Raw genomic sequence first — 16713 nt, 5'->3', positions numbered from 1 at the left:
CGATGACGGCCCTGCAGGCCGGGCGCGGTCAGCCGGAGGCCCCGGTGGCGGCCACGGCCGCTTCCGCGACGTCGGCGGGGATCCGCTCGTGCGCGACCACCTGGCCGCCCGAGGCACGTACCGCCGCCGTGAGCGGCACCGCCCACAGGTCCTCCCACACGATCAGCGCGGCGGAGCTGCCCGGCGGCACGCTCTCGCCGAGAGTTCGGATGTCCTCGCTGTTCAGCAGGCCGCTGACCACGCCCTCGACCGGCTCGAACGACACCAGGTCATCGGGATCGAGGTCTTCCAGTTCGACGGACTCGAGCGTGCCGTCCTCGGCGCGGTACACAAATGTCAGGTCGAGGATCCGCACCGCATGCGAGGCGACCGCTTCGGCCAGCGCCGGCGCGATCGCCCCGGTGAAACGGCTGCCGGGAAAGGCGACGACGAGGTACTCCACAGGTCCCACAGCCACGGCTGCGTCCTCTCCTGAGGGAATGGAATTGTCTGCAGCATAACTTTGGTCATTTGCTGCTGCACTGTGGCAATTCACCCGTAAACGACGAGGTGCGAGGCCGCCCCGCACCGACTTCGCCGACCGCCCCCGCCGCGGCGGGGCTGCGGCTGGTCCGATCGAGTGACGCAAGAATCTCGCCGGGCCTTCATCCCGCCAGGCCGGACCGGCTGGACGAAACGCCGAAACGCCGATCGCCCTCCCTGCTACGCCACCGTCCGTACTGGATCAAGTGCACCCGGAGAGGGCAAGGTCACAGGCAGCGCCCCTGCTGCTCATCTGAGCCGTGGCCTAGCATCCAGGCATGACGGTCCTGCCTGCTGACGGGCTTTCGTTGGCCGCCGATTTCCCTCACCCAGCCCACGAGCAGTGGCAGAGCCTTGTCGAAGGCGTGCTGCGCAAGTCGGGCAAGGAAGTGACGGGTTCGGCCGCCGAGGAAGCGCTGTCCACCACAGTGGAGGACGGGCTCATCACCCGGCCTCTGTACACCTCGCGCGATGACGCGCCCGATGCCGGTTTCCCGGGCTTCGCCCCGTTCACCCGCGGCTCCAGGGCCGAGGGGAATGCGGCGGGCGGCTGGGACGTACGGCAGCGGCACAGCCTGACGGACCCGGCCCGGCTGAACGAGGCCGTGCTCGCCGATCTGGAGAACGGTGCCACCTCGTTGTGGCTGACCGTCGGCGGCGACGCGGGCGTACCGGTCTCAGGTCTGGCGCGGGCGCTGAACGGAGTCTTTCTCGATCTGGCCCCGGTCGTGCTCGACGCGGGCGGTGAACTCGACGCCGCCGCCGCGGAGTTGCTGCGACTGTACGAGGAGCGCGGCGTCGCCGCCGCATCGGCGCGCGGCACTCTCGGCGCGGATCCACTGGGACGAGCGGCCCGCACCGGCGGTGCACCGGACCTGACGGCCGCGGTGCACTGGGCCGAGCTGTGCGCGAAGGAGTATCCCGGGCTGCGGGCGCTGACCGTGGATGCGCTGCCGTACCACGAGGCCGGTGGCTCGGCCGCCCAGGAGCTGGGCAGTTCGCTGGCCACGGGTGTGGCCTATCTGCGGGCACTGACCGGGGCAGGGCTCTCGGTCGAGGCGGCCTGCGCCCAACTGGAGTTCCGGTACGCGGCCACCGCCGACCAGTTCCTGACCATCGCCAAACTGCGGGCGGCGCGCCGGCTGTGGGCGCGGATCGCCGAGGTGTGCGGCGCCGCGGGCGCCGGTGCGCAGCGCCAGCACGCGGTGACGTCGTCGGTGATGATGACGCGGCGCGATCCGTGGGTGAACATGCTGCGGACGACGCTGGCGTGTCTGGGTGCGGGGGTCGGCGGCGCCGACTCCGTCACCGTGCTCCCGTTCGACCACGCGCTGGGGCTGCCGGACGCGTTCGCCCGCCGCATCGCCCGTAACACGTCGACGATCCTGCTGGAGGAGTCGCATCTGGCCCGGGTGATCGACCCGGCGGGCGGCTCCTGGTACGTGGAGCGGCTGACCACCGAACTCGCCGACGCCGCCTGGGCGTTCTTCCAGGAGATCGAGCGGGCGGGAGGCCAGGCCGCGGCGCTCGGCTCCGGCCTGATCGGTGAGCGGCTGGCGACGGTCTGGGCGGCGCGCAGCAAGGATCTGGCGCGGCGCAAGGAGCCGGTCACCGGCGTCAGCGAGTTCCCACACCTTGCGGAGCGCCCGGTGGAGCGCGAGGCGGTGCCCGGCGCCGGTGGCGCGTCGGGCGGTCTGCCCGTGGTCCGTCGTGACGAGGCGTTCGAGGCGCTGCGTGCCCGTTCGGACGCCCATCTGGCGGAGACGGGCCGACGGCCGCGGGTGTTCCTTGCGGCGCTCGGCCCCGCGTCGGCGCACACCGCGCGGGCCACGTTCGCCTCGAACTTGTTCCAGGCGGGCGGCATCGAGCCCGTGCACGACCCGCTGTCGGTGGACGCGTCGACGGCCGCCGAAGCCTTCGCGGCCAGTGGCGCCACGGTGGCGTGCCTTTGTTCCGCTGACGCGCTCTACGCCGAGCAGGCCGGGGCCGTCGCCTCGGCGCTGCAAGCGGCCGGCGCGCAGCGGGTGTTCCTCGCGGGCCGGCCCGCCGAGTACCCCGACGTCGACGCGTACGTCTTCGCGGGCTGCGACGTGGTGGCCGTGCTCTCCTCCGTTCTCGACCGTATGGGTGTGGCGTAATGCGGATCCCCGACTTCTCCGACATCGAACTCGGGCCGGGAACCGGCGCCGAGGGATCCGAGGACCAGTGGCGCACAGCGGTGAAGGAGTCCACCGGCGGCTCGGACGGCGAGCTGCTGTGGGAGACCCCGGAGGGCATCGCGGTCAAGCCGCTGTACACCGGGCGTGACCTGGAAGGGCTCGACTTCCTCGGTACGTATCCGGGCATGGCCCCGTATCTGCGTGGCCCCTATCCGACGATGTACGTCAACCAGCCCTGGACGATCCGTCAGTACGCGGGGTTCTCCACGGCCGAGGAGTCCAACGCCTTCTACCGGCGCAATCTCGCGGCCGGGCAGAAGGGCCTCTCCGTCGCCTTCGACCTGCCGACCCACCGCGGCTACGACAGCGACCACCCGCGGGTGACCGGCGACGTCGGCATGGCCGGTGTGGCGATCGACTCGATCTACGACATGCGCCAGCTGTTCGACGGCATCCCGCTGGACCGCATGACGGTGTCGATGACGATGAACGGCGCGGTGCTTCCCGTACTCGCGCTGTACATCGTGGCCGCCGAGGAACAGGGCGTACCGCCCGAGAAGCTGGCCGGGACCATCCAGAACGACATCCTCAAGGAGTTCATGGTCCGCAACACCTACATCTATCCGCCGAAGCCCTCGATGCGGATCATCTCCGACATCTTCGCGTACACCTCGCAGAAGATGCCGCGCTACAACTCGATCTCCATCTCCGGCTACCACATCCAGGAGGCGGGTGCGACGGCCGATCTGGAGCTGGCGTACACCCTCGCCGACGGGGTGGAGTATCTGCGGGCAGGCAGGGACGCGGGTCTCGATGTGGACGCGTTCGCACCGCGGTTGTCGTTCTTCTGGGCGATCGGCATGAACTTCTTCATGGAGATCGCGAAGATGCGGGCGGCCCGCCTGCTCTGGGCGAAGCTGGTCCGGGAGTTCGAGCCGAAGAACCCCAAGTCCCTTTCGCTGCGGACCCATTCGCAGACATCGGGATGGTCGCTGACCGCGCAGGACGTGTTCAACAACGTCACCCGGACCTGTGTGGAGGCGATGGCCGCCACCCAGGGACACACCCAGTCGCTGCACACCAACGCGCTCGACGAGGCCCTCGCACTTCCGACGGACTTCTCGGCACGGATCGCCCGGAACACCCAGCTGCTGCTCCAGCAGGAGTCGGGTACCGGCCGGGTCATCGACCCGTGGGGCGGCAGCGCGTACGTGGAGAAGCTGACGTACGACCTGGCGCGACGGGCCTGGCAGCACATCGAGGAGGTCGAGGCCGCGGGCGGAATGGCGCAGGCCATCGACGCGGGTATCCCGAAGCTCCGGGTGGAGGAGGCCGCGGCCCGTACCCAGGCGCGGATCGACTCCGGGCGGCAGCCGGTGATCGGGGTCAACAAGTACCGGGTGGAGACGGATGAGCAGATCGATGTGCTCAAGGTCGACAACTCCTCGGTGCGCGCCCAGCAGATCGAGAAGCTGCGGCGGCTGCGCGCGGAGCGCGACGAGGCGGCCTGCCGGTCGGCGCTGCGGGCGCTGACGGCGGCGGCCGAGCGTGCGCCCGGGCCGGGCCTCGAGGGCAATCTGCTGGCGCTCGCGGTCGACGCGGCGCGGGCGATGGCCACCGTCGGCGAGATCTCGGACGCCCTGGAGAAGGTGTACGGGAGGCATGCGGGCCAGATCCGTACGATCTCCGGTGTGTACCGCAACGAGGCAGGGGAGTCACCTTCCGTGGACCGTACCCGGACGCTGGTCGACCGGTTCGAGCAGGCCGAGGGACGCCGTCCGCGCATCCTGGTCGCCAAGATGGGCCAGGACGGCCACGACCGCGGCCAGAAGGTGATCTCGACGGCCTTCGCCGACCTGGGCTTCGACGTCGACGTCGGCCCGCTGTTCCAGACTCCCGCCGAGGTGGCGCGGCAGGCGGTCGAGGCGGATGTGCACATCGTGGGCGTCTCCTCGCTGGCTGCCGGGCACCTCACCCTCGTTCCGGCGCTCCGTGAGGAGCTGGCCGCCGAGGGCCGCGACGACATCATGATCGTCGTGGGCGGCGTGATCCCGCCGCAGGACATCGAGGCGCTGCACGAGGCGGGTGCGACGGCCGTGTTCCCGCCCGGCACGGTGATCCCCGATGCCGCCTTCGATCTGGTGACGCGGCTCGGCGCCGCGCTCGGCCATGAGCTGTGAGCCGCTGACCCGATGGCTCCGACGATCGATATCGACAGCTATGTGAAAGGGGTGCTCGACGGGAAGCGAGCGCACATCGCGCGCGCCATCACTCTCGTCGAGTCCACCCGCCCCGATCACCGGGCGCTGGCCCAGCAGTTGCTGCGCGAGTTGCTGCCGCACTCCGGCAACGCCCGGCGCATCGGCATCAGCGGGGTGCCGGGGGTCGGCAAGTCCACGTTCATCGATGCGCTGGGCACGATGCTCACCGGGCTCGGGCACCGCGTCGCGGTACTGGCCGTCGATCCGTCCTCCAGCCGTACCGGCGGCTCCATCCTGGGCGACAAGACCAGGATGGAGCGGCTGGCGGTCGATCCTGCGGCGTTCGTCCGCCCCTCCCCCACCGCCGGAACCCTGGGCGGGGTGGCCAAGGCGACCCGGGAGTCCATCGTCGTGATGGAAGCGGCGGGTTACGACGTGGTACTGGTGGAAACGGTCGGTGTGGGCCAGTCGGAGACGGCCGTGGCCCAGATGGTCGACACGTTTCTGCTGCTCACGCTGGCCCGTACCGGCGATCAGCTGCAGGGCATCAAGAAGGGCGTCCTGGAGCTGGCGGACGCGATCGCGGTGAACAAGGCCGACGGTCCGCACGAGCGGGACGCGCGCGCGGCGGCCCGCGAACTGGCGGGTGCGCTGCGGCTGATGCACCCCGTCGACGCGGCGTGGACTCCCCCGGTGCTGACGTGCAGCGCCCGTGAGTCGACCGGTCTCGACACCCTGTGGGAGCGGCTGGAGCAGCACCGCGCGCTGCTCGACTCGACGGGACGGCTGGCCGCGAAGCGGCGTGACCAGCAGGTCGACTGGACCTGGACGATGGTGCGCGACGATCTGCTGGACAGTCTGCGCAGCCATCCGCAGGTGCGGGCGCTCACTCCGGGGCTCGAACAGCGCGTACGCGACGGCGAGTTGACTGCGACGCTCGCCGCCGAGGAGATCCTCGCCGCCTTCCGGGGCGACTGAACGGATCGGACAGGGTGAGGGCGGTGGCTGCACGGCAGCCACCGCCCTTCCCGCATTCCCGGCACGTACCGCGTCCGGCAGGTGGTACAGTGCGAATGGCACGTGTGTACGCCCCGATGCGGGCGCCGGTGCCGATCCACTCTCATGCCGCTGTTTCCGTCCGTCCCTTCCTGACCGGCGACGCAGCTCCCCGCACCACCTTCCTCCAGTCCGGTTCGGACTTTCCTGCCCGTCGTCCGGGGCGTGATCCCACCGCCCTCCGCGGACCCGTCGGGCCCCTTCATTCGCCATGTCAGCGAAAGGACCAACCCGCATGACCACCACCCTCGAACACCCACTTGACCAGCACCGAATCCCCACGAACGTCGCCGGAGTCCTCGACCTGACGCACCAGGGGCACGGCGCTCTGCGCACCGACGGCTGCCGCCCCTCCCCCGGCGACGTCCAGGTGTCCGCGGCACTGATCCGCCGGCACGGCCTGCGCAGAGGCGATCTCCTCGTAGGCCGCTGTGACCGGCCGCATTCCCTGACAGCGGTCGAGGGGATCAACGGCCGTTCCCCGCAGGCGCAGAGGGGCCGGCCGCACTTCGCCGATCTCACCCCGCTGCATCCCCGGCAACGACTGCGCCTGGAGACGCCCGGCCGCAGCCCGGCAACGCGCGTCGTCGATCTCGTCGCGCCCGTCGGCAAGGGGCAGCGCGGACTGATCGTCGCCCCGCCCAGGACGGGCAAGACCGTGCTGCTGCAGCAGATCGCCGCCGCCGTCGCGGCCAACCACCCCGAGTGCCATCTGATGGTGGTGCTGCTCGACGAACGCCCCGAGGAAGTCACGGACATGCGGCGGTCCGTACGGGGCGATGTGCTCGCCTCGACCTTCGACCGGCCTGCGAAGGAGCACATCGCGCTCGCCGAGCTCGCGGTGGAACGCGCCAAGCGGCTCGTCGAGCAGGGCCAGGACGTCGTGATCCTGCTCGACTCGCTGACCCGGCTGTGCCGGGCCCACAACAACGCGGCGGCCGCCGGCGGCCGCACCCTCAGCGGCGGCATCGACGCCACCGCCCTGCTCGGCCCCAAGCGGCTCTTCGGCGCCGCACGCCTCACCGAGGAAGGCGGCTCGCTGACCATCCTCGCCACGGCACTGGTGGACACCGGCTCCCGCGCCGACGACTTCTTCTTCGAAGAGCTCAAGAGCACCGGCAACATGGAACTCCGGCTGGACCGCACGCTGGCGGACAAGAGGGTCTACCCGGCCGTGCACATCCCGCAGTCCGGCACCCGCCGCGAGGAACTGCTGCTTCCTGCCGCCGAACTGGCCGCCGTACGGGGGCTGCGACGCGCGCTGCACACGAGGGACCCGCAGGCGATGCTGGAAGTGCTGCTGGACAAGATGCGGCAGACCCCCGACAACGCGGCCTTCCTCCGCCGGATCCACGGCACCGTGCCCGACGCCTGAGCCTTCCCGGCGGCCCCGGTGGCGCGGGCATAGCATGACGTGTTCACGCACCAGCACAGGGAGAGCAGGCACATGGAATTCCGCCGACTCGGCCGCAGCGGTCTGACGATCAGTGAGATCGCCTACGGGAATTGGATCACCCACGGCTCCCAGGTGGAGGAGGACGCGGCCGTCGCCTGTATCCGTGCCGCCCTGGACGCCGGAATCACCACCTTCGACACCGCGGACGTCTATGCCGAGACCCGCGCCGAGGCCGTACTCGGCCGGGCACTGAAGGACCAGCGCCGCGAGAGCATCGAGGTGTTCACCAAGGTCTACTTCCCGACCGGCCCCGGGCAGAACGACCGCGGTCTGGGCCGCAAGCACATCCTCGAGTCGATCGACGGCTCGCTGCGCCGGCTGCAGACCGACTACGTGGATCTGTACCAGGCGCACCGCTACGACCACACCACGCCGCTGGAAGAGACCATGGAGGCGTTCGCCGATGTGGTCCGTTCCGGCAAGGCGCTGTACATCGGCGTCTCGGAGTGGACGGCTGACCAGCTGCGCGCCGGACACGGCCTGGCCCGCGAACTGAACGTGCCGCTCGTCTCCAACCAGCCCCAGTACTCGGCACTGTGGCGGGTCATCGAGGGAGAAGTCGTGCCCGCCTCCGAGGAGCTCGGCATCGGACAGATCGTCTGGTCCCCGATCGCCCAGGGTGTGCTGACCGGCAAGTACAAGCCGGGGGCGCAGCCGCCGGCCGGTTCGCGGGCGACGGACGACAAGGGCGGGGCGGCGTTCGTCGCCCGCTGGCTCCGCGACGACGTCCTGGAGCGGGTCCAGCAGCTGCGGCCGCTGGCGGACCAGGCCGGTCTGAGCCTTGCTCAGCTGGCGGTCGCCTGGGTGCTGCAGAACTCCAACGTCTCCGCCGCGATCATCGGTGCATCCCGGCCCGAGCAGGTCACGGAGAACGTGAAGGCGGCGGGCGTGACGTTCGACGCGGATCTGCTGAAGGCCGTCGACGACGTCCTGGACCCGGTGGTGGAGCGCGAACCGGCGCTGACCGCGGGCCACGAGGGCAACGCCTGAGCCGGACGGTCACCGGCCCGGGAGGCCGGTGACCGCTGTCCGGCGGTCACCGGGCTCCCGCTCGGGGCGACGCCGCGGCGTGTCGGCTCCCGGACCGTGCCACGAACACCTGGTGCCATGGGTCACTCGTACGACACGGAGTGACGGAGGACAGCGACCCATGGACGAACGGAAACTCCTGGCGGCCCGCTTCGAGGAGCACCGGCCCCGGCTGCGGGCGGTGGCCTGCCGGATGCTCGGTTCGGCCGCCGAGGTCGACAAGGCCGTCGAGGACACCTGGCTGCGGCTCACCCGTACCGACGCCGGCGACGTGGCGAACCTCGCCACATGGCTGACGGCGGTCGTCGCCCGGGTCTCCCTCACTGTGCTGCGCAGCCGCGAGACCCGCTGTGCGGACTCCCGGGAGATGCGTCTGCGGGGGGCCGCCGTGGGCGACGACGGCACCGGGCTCGAAGAGCAGGCGGAGCTCACCGACTCGGTCGGCCTGGCGCTGCTCGTCGTGCTGGACACGCTGTCACCGGCGGAACGTCTGGCGTTCGTGCTGCACGACATGTTCGCCGTGCCGTTCGACGAGATCGCCCCCCTCGTGGAGCTCACCCCGGGCGCGGCCCGTCAGCTCGCCGCCCGTGCGCGCCGTCGGGTCCAGGGCACGGTCCCGGGTCCCGGGACCGACGCGGCCCGTCGGCGCGAGATCGTCGACGCGTTCCTGGCCGCATCGCACGGCGGCGACTTCGAGGCGATGCTCGCTCTGCTGGACCCGGACGTCGTACTCCGCGTCGACGCCGCGGCGGCCCTGGCGGGCGCGGGCGGGGCCGCGGGGGCCGCCGCGGTCGCCGGCACGTTCTCGGGTCGCGCCACGGCCGCACAGCCCGCCCTGATCGACGGGCTGGCGGGCGCCGTCGAACCTCCGGGCGGAGAGCCGCGGACGGTCATCGACTTCACGATCGAGGCCGGGAGGATCGTCTCCATCGACCTCGTCGCCGACGCGGACGACCTGCGCGGGATGGACGTGCAGATCAGCGACGTGTGAGGAGGCCGCCGGCCCTCGCCCCTCCCGCTGTGCAGGCTGGTGGTGCGGCCCGCATCGGCGCGGGGTGCGACCGCCGGCCTCGAGACCGGGCCCCGGCCCGGTTCAGCCTCGGGCGGTCATCGAGGCGGTGTGCTGGCGGACCTGTTCCGGGGTGAGATAGGAGTCCGTGTACTCGAAGGCGCGCAACGTGGCCGGCTTGCGGGCCTGGAATCCGGTGCGCACGAAGTCGTCACCGGCGAAGGCGTTGAGCATCCAGTTGGTCATGACCCGCGCCTTGGCGACATTGGTCCGCAGCGCCGACCAGTGGTAGCCACGGGCCACGGCCTGTGCGGCGATCCCGTGCATCTCGAAGCCGAGCGGCTTGGACACCGCGTCCTTGCCTCCGAGGTCCACGACGAGCCCGAGGTCCTTGTGGACATACGGCTTCAGCGGCTGATGGCGGAGTGTGGCGATCAGATTGTCGGCGAGCCGGCGGCCCTGGCGCATGGCGTGCTGCGCGGTGGGCGGGCAGACCGCGCCGTCGCCCTTGGCCAGGTCCGGTACGGCAGCGGCGTCGCCGAGCGCGAAGACACCGTCGAAGCCCGGCAGGGTCATCTCGGGGGTCACGGCCAGACGGCCGCGTACGGTCTCCGCGCCGAACGTGGCGACCAGCGGGCTCGCGGCGACGCCTGCCGTCCAGATCAGCGTGCGGCAGGGCAGCACCCTGCCGTCGGTGAGCGTCACCTTCTCCGGCCCCGCCTCGGCGACCGAGACGCCGAGTGACACTTCGATGCCGCGCTCGCGCAGGACCTCCAGGGCGCTGAGCCCGAGTTTGTCCCCCAGTTCCGGCATCAGCTTCGGGGCGATGTCGATCAGGTGCCACCTGATGAGCTTCGGATCGAGCCGGGGGTAGTGCCGGACCGCGTTCACGGTGAGCCGGTGCAGACAGGCCGCGGTCTCGGTGCCCGCGTATCCGCCGCCGACGACCACGAACTGGAGCCGGGAGGCCCGCTCGTCCTCGTCGTGGCTGGCATCCGCCAGGTCGAGTTGCGCGATCACATGGTCACGTACGTAGGCGGCCTCGGCGAGCGTCTTCATGCCGCGGGCGTTGTCGAGCAGGCCGGGGATGTCGAAGGTGCGTGTGACGCTGCCCGGGGCGAGGACGATGTAGTCGTACGGTGCGTCGACGATCTCGTCGGTGATCTTGCGGATGACGCAGATCTTCGCCTTGGCATCCACGCCGATCGCTCCGCCGGGGATGATCCGGGTGCGGTGCCGCCGGCTGCGGCGCAGCGACACGGCGACCGACTGCGGGGTGAGCACACCCGCCGCCACCTGCGGCAGCAGCGGGAGGTAGAGCTGGTACGAGAACGGGGCGACGAGCGCGATGTCCGCCTCGCCGGGTTCGAGTGTGCGCTCCAGCCGGCGTACGCACTCGACCCCGCCGAATCCGGCACCGACGACGAGAATCCTGGGTCGTGCCACGGTGTTCGTCCCTTCTCGGGTCTGCGCGGGCGACCGTGCTCCTGCCCGGTCGCCCCGCGCCCAACACCGACCATCCTCATGAACCGGGTCCGAGTCCGCCTGCTGAGGACGGCAGAACGGACGACGGCCCGGTGCCGGCGGCCCGGGCGGGGGCGAGCGGTCAGCGGGTCAGCAGGGTGAGCGCCGTGCAGGTGCCGCTGACCGCGCCGGCGGTGACGACGGCGGCCGCGACGCAGCGCGTCTTGAGCCTGCGGTAGCGGTCGTTGTACTCGCCGCGCAATTCGTCGGAGCGGGCGACGATCCGGGCCAGCATCGCCCGGGATGCGGCGACACGGTCCGCGGTGTAGACCCGTGCCACGTCCTCACGCTGGGCGGTGGTGAGCCAGGGCAGTTGGTCGGTGAAACGGGCTGCCAGCCTGCATGCCTCCTCGACCTCGGCGCTCCACAGCAGATAGCCCTCCATCTGGGCCAGACCGCGGGCGCTCTCCTTGTCGGGGTCCACTCGTGTCTCCTTGTCGCCGGACCGCCGCGCTCACGCCTGCCTGCCGTCCTGGCCCGACGGCGCGGCACCGGAATGGTGAGCGCCCTTGTCGAGGGCCCGTACAGCCGGGTGGTGCAGGTCGAACGCCGGGGATTCGGAACGGATCCGGGGCAGGGTGTGGAAGTTGTGCCGTGGCGGCGGGCAGGAGGTCGCCCATTCCAGTGAACGGCCGAAGCCCCACGGGTCGTCGACCTCGACCTTCTTGCCGTACTTGGCTGTCTTCCACACGTTGTAGAGGAACGGCAGCAGCGACATGCCGAGCAGGAACGAGGAGATCGTCGAGATCGTGTTCAGCGCGGTGAAACCGTCCTGGGCGAGGTAGTCCGCGTACCGGCGCGGCATGCCCTCGGCACCGAGCCAGTGCTGCACCAGGAATGTGCCGTGGAAGCCGATGAACAGCGTCCAGAACGACATCTTGCCGAGGCGTTCGTCCAGCATCTTGCCGGTGAACTTCGGCCACCAGAAGTGGAATCCGGCGAACATCGCGAAGACGACCGTGCCGAAGACGACGTAGTGGAAGTGCGCGACCACGAAGTACGAGTCCGAGACGTGGAAGTCCAGCGGGGGCGACGCCAGGATGACACCGGTGAGACCGCCGAAGAGGAACGTCACGAGGAAGCCGATGGACCAGAGCATCGGTGTCTCGAAGGACAGCGATCCCTTCCACATGGTGCCGATCCAGTTGAAGAACTTCACACCGGTCGGTACCGCGATGAGGAACGTCATGAACGAGAAGAAGGGCAGCAGCACACCGCCGGTGACGTACATGTGGTGCGCCCACACGGTCGCCGAGAGGCCCGCGATGGAGATCGTGGCACCGATCAGACCGACGTAGCCGAAGACCGGTTTGCGGCTGAAGACGGGAATGATCTCGGTGACGATGCCGAAGAACGGCAGCGCGATGATGTACACCTCCGGATGCCCGAAGAACCAGAACAGGTGCTGCCAGAGCAGCGCGCCGCCGTTGGCCGCCTCGAAGACATGCGCCCCGAACTTGCGGTCCGCCTCCAGTACCAGAAGTGCCGCCGCCAGTACGGGGAAGGCGAGCAGCACGAGCACACCGGTCAACAGCACGTTCCATACGAAGATCGGCATGCGGAAGATCGTCATGCCGGGTGCACGCAGGCAGATGATCGTGGTGATGAAATTGACCGATCCGAGGATCGTGCCGAAGCCGGAGAAGGCAAGACCCATGATCCACAGATCGCTGCCGATACCCGGCGAATGGACCGCGTCGGTCAGTGGGGAGTAGGCGAACCAGCCGAAGTCCGCGGTGCCGTTCGGGGTGAGGAAGCCACCGACCGCGATGAGCGAGCCGAAGAGGTACAGCCAGTACGCGAACATGTTCAGCCGCGGGAACGCCACATCGGGCGCGCCGATCTGCAGCGGCATGATCCAGTTCGCGAATCCGGCGAACAGCGGCGTCGCGAACATCAGCAGCATGATCGTGCCGTGCATCGTGAACGCCTGGTTGAACTGCTCGTTCGAGATGATCTGCGTGCCGGGACGGGCCAGCTCCGCGCGCATCACGAGGGCCAGCACGCCGCCGACGACGAAAAAGGCGAACGACGTGACCAGGTACATCGTGCCGATCGTCTTGTGGTCGGTGGTGGTCATCCACCTGACGACGATGTTTCCCGGCTCCTTGCTGCGTACCGGCAGCTCGTCGGCGTACGACTCCTCTGTCTCGTCCGCCCCAGGTGTGCCCATCGTCGTCACTGCGACGCTCCTTCGATCGGTCCTTCGCGGGTGGGCTCGGCACCTGGCAGGGCGCCGCTTCCACCGGGTGCGGCCGGCGACCCCCCGGAGCGTCGCGCCAGTTTTCCAGCTGCAGCAAACCAGCCGCGAAGCCGACTTGGGCGGCCCGGCGCCCGCCTGGGCGTGACTTTCACTCGTCAGGACGTGCCGACTCACTGCGTCGGCCGGTTTCGAACCGCCCGGAGCGGCCTTGTCGGCGACGGTCGCCGTAGGCGAACGAACCGGCGGCCGGCTACCGCCGGGGCCGGTTCGTCCGGGGTCGCGCAGGAAGCCCGGCCCTCCCGGCTCCCCGCGGTTACCGAGGAGAGAGGAAGCCACCCCCCTTCAGGGGCAGGGGCAGTCACCGCCACGCGATGTAGTCGACCGGGTCGCAGAGTTCGAGGAGGGGCTCCCCCGCGTCCGGGTCCGCGCCGACGACGGGGCGCACCCGCGCGCCCACGTGCACGAGATGGGGTGCGGCACCCACGACCCGGCACCGGAACACAAAGCCTTCGGGCAGCCGGACCAGGGACTCGTTGCGGGCAGCCTCCGTATAGCGGTGCACCACGCCGGTCCGCACGACGACGCCGAGGCCGTCACTGCGTACGGAATCCAGATCGCTCGACGCGCACACGGGGCACAACAGCCGCCGGAACGACGCCGTGCCGCACCAGCGGCAGAGCTGATAGATCAGTCCGGGTTCACCCTGCGCAGTCTGCGTGGCATTACCTGCTGATACTGAATGGGACACGTCTCGACCCCTTGGACTCGGCTCGGGTGCGTCGGCACCGCTCCTCGACGCAGTCGCACCATATGGCACTGAGTGCCTAATCGTAAAGGTACTGAGTGCCCATTCCGGGTCAGCCCTCGGAGAGAGCCGACTCGACCTTCTGCACCACGCGCCACATCGGCGTGCCCTTGGAGGCAACCAGAACGACGACGTCGTCCTGGCCGCGGTGCATGGCCTGCACAGCAGTGTCCCCGGCCGCGGCGCCCCACATCCGCTGCACGACGGCGAGGGCGTGGTCCACCGCGGCCTCCGGGTCACCCTCACCACCCGAACGCAGCCACGTCCGCAGGCCGTTGTTGTGCGCCGCGACCACCGCGGCCGCGATCACTTCGGCGTGCAGCGGACCGTCCGTGGTGCCGAGGTAGCGGCCCCGGAGGTACTCGGCCATCGTGCGTTCGTAGCGACGCACCACCGAAAGCTCATAGGTGCGCAGGCCGGGCACCTCCCGCGTGAGGTGGTAGCGCTGGACGGAGAACTCCGGATTCGCGGCGTACATCCGCAGCACGAGCCGGGCCGCGTCGCACACCGTCGCCACCGGATCGCCGTCGCCGGCCGCCTCCAGGAGCGCGGTCATGTCGGCGAGACAGCTCTCGTGGTCGGGGAAGACCACGTCCTCCTTGGACGGGAAATAACGGAAGAACGAACGCCGCCCGACACCTGCGCGCGCGACGATGTCATCCACCGTCGTCCGCTCGAAGCCCCGCTCGAGAAAGAGCTGGAACGCCGCCTCGGCGAGCACCTCCCGCATGGGGGGCTTCTTCACTGTTCTACGCGCCTCGGTCATGCCGGGAACCTAACACCAACCGCGGCTTTTGACACTACGTACCTTTACACAGGGTACTGAGTGCCATATGGTCGCCTTACGAACCACACCCAGGTAGGAGAGCCGGCGTGAGCTTGAGGATCGTTGTCTGTGTGAAGTACGTGCCCGACGCCACCGGCGACCGGCATTTCGCCGATGATCTGACGCTGGACCGTGAGGATGTCGACGGTCTGTTGTCGGAGCTGGACGAGTATGCGGTGGAGCAGGCGCTGCAGATCGCGGACGAGGCGGACGATGCGGAGATCACCGTGTTGACGGTGGGTCCGGAGGATGCCAAGGACGCGTTGCGCAAGGCGTTGTCGATGGGTGCGGACAAGGCCGTTCATGTCGAGGACGACGATCTGCATGGCAGTGATGTGATCGGTACGTCGCTGGTGCTGGCGAAGGCGATCGAGAAGACGGGTTACGACCTGGTCGTGTGTGGGATGGCGTCGACGGACGGGACGATGGGGGTGCTGCCGGCGGTGCTGGCGGAGCGTCTGGGTGTTCCGCAGGTGACGTTGTTGTCCGAGGTGAAGGTCGAGGACGGCACGGTGACCGGGCGTCGGGACGGTGACAGTGCGTCCGAGCAGCTGCAGGCGTCGTTGCCGGCGGTGGTGTCGGTGACGGACCAGTCGGGTGAGGCGCGGTATCCGTCGTTCAAGGGGATCATGGCGGCGAAGAAGAAGCCGGTCGAGTCCCTGGATCTGGAGGATCTGGAGATCGACGCGGACGAGGTCGGTCTGGCGGGTGCGTGGACCGCGGTGGATTCCGCGGCGCAGCGTCCGGCTCGCACGGCGGGCACGATCGTCAAGGACGAGGGCGAGGGCGGCAAGCAGCTCGCCGAGTTCCTGGCGGGCCAGAAGTTCATCTGAGTCCTGGCCCGTTGTTCCACATCGTCACCCTTTCCCTCGTTTCCGCAGGAGATTGAAGTCCCATGGCTGAAGTTCTCGTCTATGTCGACCACGTGGACGGTGCCGTCCGCAAGCCCACGCTGGAGCTGTTGACGCTGGCGCGTCGGATCGGTGAGCCGGTCGCTGTTGCTCTGGGTGCCGGTGCCGCCGCGACGGCGTCGGTGCTGGCCGAGCACGGTGCGGTGAAGGTCCTGACCACGGAGGCGGCGGAGTTCGCCGACTATCTGGTCGTGCCGAAGGTCGATGCGCTGCAGGCCGCTGTGGAGGCGGTGTCGCCGACAGCGGTGCTGGTCCCCTCGTCGGCGGAGGGCAAGGAGATCGCGGCGCGTCTCGCGGTCCGGATCGGTTCCGGGATCATCACCGACGCCGTCGATCTGGAGGCCGGTGAGCAGGGCCCGGTCGCCACGCAGTCCGCGTTCGCCGCGTCGTTCACCACGAAGTCCCGGGTCTCGCGCGGTACTCCGGTCATCACGGTCAAGCCGAACTCGGCGCCGGTCGAGGCGGCCCCGGCCGCCGGTGCGGTCGAGACCCTCGCCGTCACCTTCGGTGCGCAGGCGACCGGCACGAAGGTGCTGTCGCGGACCCCGCGCGAGTCGACCGGGCGCCCGGAACTGACCGAGGCCGCGATCGTGGTCTCCGGTGGCCGCGGGGTCAACGGTGCGGAGAACTTCCACCTCATCGAGGCGCTCGCCGACTCCCTCGGCGCGGCGGTCGGTGCCTCGCGTGCCGCGGTCGACGCCGGCTGGTACCCGCACTCCAACCAGGTCGGCCAGACCGGCAAGTCCGTCTCCCCGCAGCTGTACATCGCGTCCGGGATCTCCGGCGCGATCCAGCACCGGGCCGGGATGCAGACCTCCAAGACCATCGTCGCGATCAACAAGGACGCCGAAGCCCCGATCTTCGACCTCGTCGACTACGGCATCGTCGGCGACCTCTTCCAGGTCGTCCCCCAGCTCACCGAAGAAGTCAACACCCGCAAGAGCTGACCCTCCGGCCTGGCCGCAGGTACGCTTCGCGCCTCCCGCGGCCAGGTGTTCCGCTCATGCGGCGG

Annotated in this window: 14 protein-coding genes; 8 read left to right on the top strand and 6 right to left on the bottom strand. The window is 69.8% G+C overall.

Features of this window, described 5'->3' with window-relative positions; all coding sequences use genetic code 11:
- Positions 1–28: 28 nt before the first annotated feature.
- On the bottom strand, positions 29–457 hold the full coding sequence (locus OG878_RS36660) for a DUF6325 family protein (RefSeq protein ID WP_328890754.1): 429 nt from the start codon (positions 455–457) through the stop codon (positions 29–31).
- Between the two features lie 343 nt (positions 458–800).
- On the opposite strand from OG878_RS36660, the gene mutA reads away from it, so the two are divergent.
- The 6 genes from mutA (at position 801) to OG878_RS36630 (ending at position 9414) form a co-directional block, all read left to right on the top strand.
- Complete coding sequence (mutA, locus tag OG878_RS36655; protein ID WP_328890753.1) at positions 801–2660, top strand: methylmalonyl-CoA mutase small subunit; 1860 nt, start codon at positions 801–803, stop codon at positions 2658–2660.
- A complete protein-coding gene (gene scpA, locus OG878_RS36650) occupies positions 2660–4861 on the top strand; it encodes a methylmalonyl-CoA mutase (RefSeq protein WP_328890752.1) in 2202 nt (733 codons plus the stop codon). The genes mutA and scpA overlap by 1 nt, the downstream gene beginning before the upstream one ends.
- 12 nt (positions 4862–4873) lie before the next feature.
- On the top strand, positions 4874–5860 hold the full coding sequence (gene meaB / locus OG878_RS36645; protein WP_328890751.1) for a methylmalonyl Co-A mutase-associated GTPase MeaB: 987 nt from the start codon (positions 4874–4876) through the stop codon (positions 5858–5860).
- A 313-nt stretch (positions 5861–6173) separates the two neighbouring features.
- A complete protein-coding gene (gene rho, locus OG878_RS36640) occupies positions 6174–7313 on the top strand; it encodes a transcription termination factor Rho (RefSeq protein ID WP_328890750.1) in 1140 nt (379 codons plus the stop codon).
- Between the two features lie 72 nt (positions 7314–7385).
- Positions 7386–8384, top strand: a complete 999-nt coding sequence (locus OG878_RS36635) for an aldo/keto reductase family protein (protein WP_328890749.1) — start codon at positions 7386–7388, stop codon at positions 8382–8384.
- Positions 8385–8544: 160 nt separating this feature from the next.
- On the top strand, positions 8545–9414 hold the full coding sequence (locus OG878_RS36630) for a sigma factor-like helix-turn-helix DNA-binding protein (RefSeq protein WP_328890748.1): 870 nt from the start codon (positions 8545–8547) through the stop codon (positions 9412–9414).
- A 102-nt stretch (positions 9415–9516) separates the two neighbouring features.
- On the opposite strand, the gene OG878_RS36625 is transcribed toward OG878_RS36630, so the two are convergent.
- The 5 genes from OG878_RS36625 to OG878_RS36605 form a co-directional block, all read right to left on the bottom strand.
- Entirely contained in the window at positions 9517–10878 is a 1362-nt protein-coding gene (locus OG878_RS36625; RefSeq protein ID WP_328890747.1) for an NAD(P)/FAD-dependent oxidoreductase, read from the bottom strand.
- Positions 10879–11038: 160 nt separating this feature from the next.
- Positions 11039–11380, bottom strand: a complete 342-nt coding sequence (locus OG878_RS36620) for a hypothetical protein (RefSeq protein ID WP_328890746.1) — start codon at positions 11378–11380, stop codon at positions 11039–11041.
- Between the two features lie 30 nt (positions 11381–11410).
- Positions 11411–13129, bottom strand: a complete 1719-nt coding sequence (gene ctaD, locus OG878_RS36615) for an aa3-type cytochrome oxidase subunit I (protein WP_443049289.1) — start codon at positions 13127–13129, stop codon at positions 11411–11413.
- Positions 13130–13517: 388 nt separating this feature from the next.
- On the bottom strand, positions 13518–13907 hold the full coding sequence (locus OG878_RS36610) for a Zn-ribbon domain-containing OB-fold protein (RefSeq protein ID WP_443049211.1): 390 nt from the start codon (positions 13905–13907) through the stop codon (positions 13518–13520).
- A gap of 109 nt (positions 13908–14016) precedes the next feature.
- The gene (locus OG878_RS36605; RefSeq protein WP_328890744.1) at positions 14017–14730 is read right to left on the bottom strand and encodes a TetR family transcriptional regulator; all 714 of its coding nucleotides are present in this window, start codon (positions 14728–14730) and stop codon (positions 14017–14019) included.
- A gap of 107 nt (positions 14731–14837) precedes the next feature.
- Here OG878_RS36605 and OG878_RS36600 point away from each other — a divergent pair, with 107 nt between their 5' ends.
- Entirely contained in the window at positions 14838–15623 is a 786-nt protein-coding gene (locus tag OG878_RS36600) for an electron transfer flavoprotein subunit beta/FixA family protein (protein WP_328890506.1), read from the top strand.
- A gap of 62 nt (positions 15624–15685) precedes the next feature.
- Entirely contained in the window at positions 15686–16648 is a 963-nt protein-coding gene (locus OG878_RS36595; RefSeq protein WP_328890743.1) for an electron transfer flavoprotein subunit alpha/FixB family protein, read from the top strand.
- Positions 16649–16713 lie beyond the last annotated feature (65 nt).

This window comes from Streptomyces sp. NBC_00316 (genome assembly GCF_036158715.1).
Taxonomy (GTDB): domain Bacteria; phylum Actinomycetota; class Actinomycetes; order Streptomycetales; family Streptomycetaceae; genus Streptomyces.
This window is presented reverse-complemented; position numbering and strand designations above follow the sequence as displayed.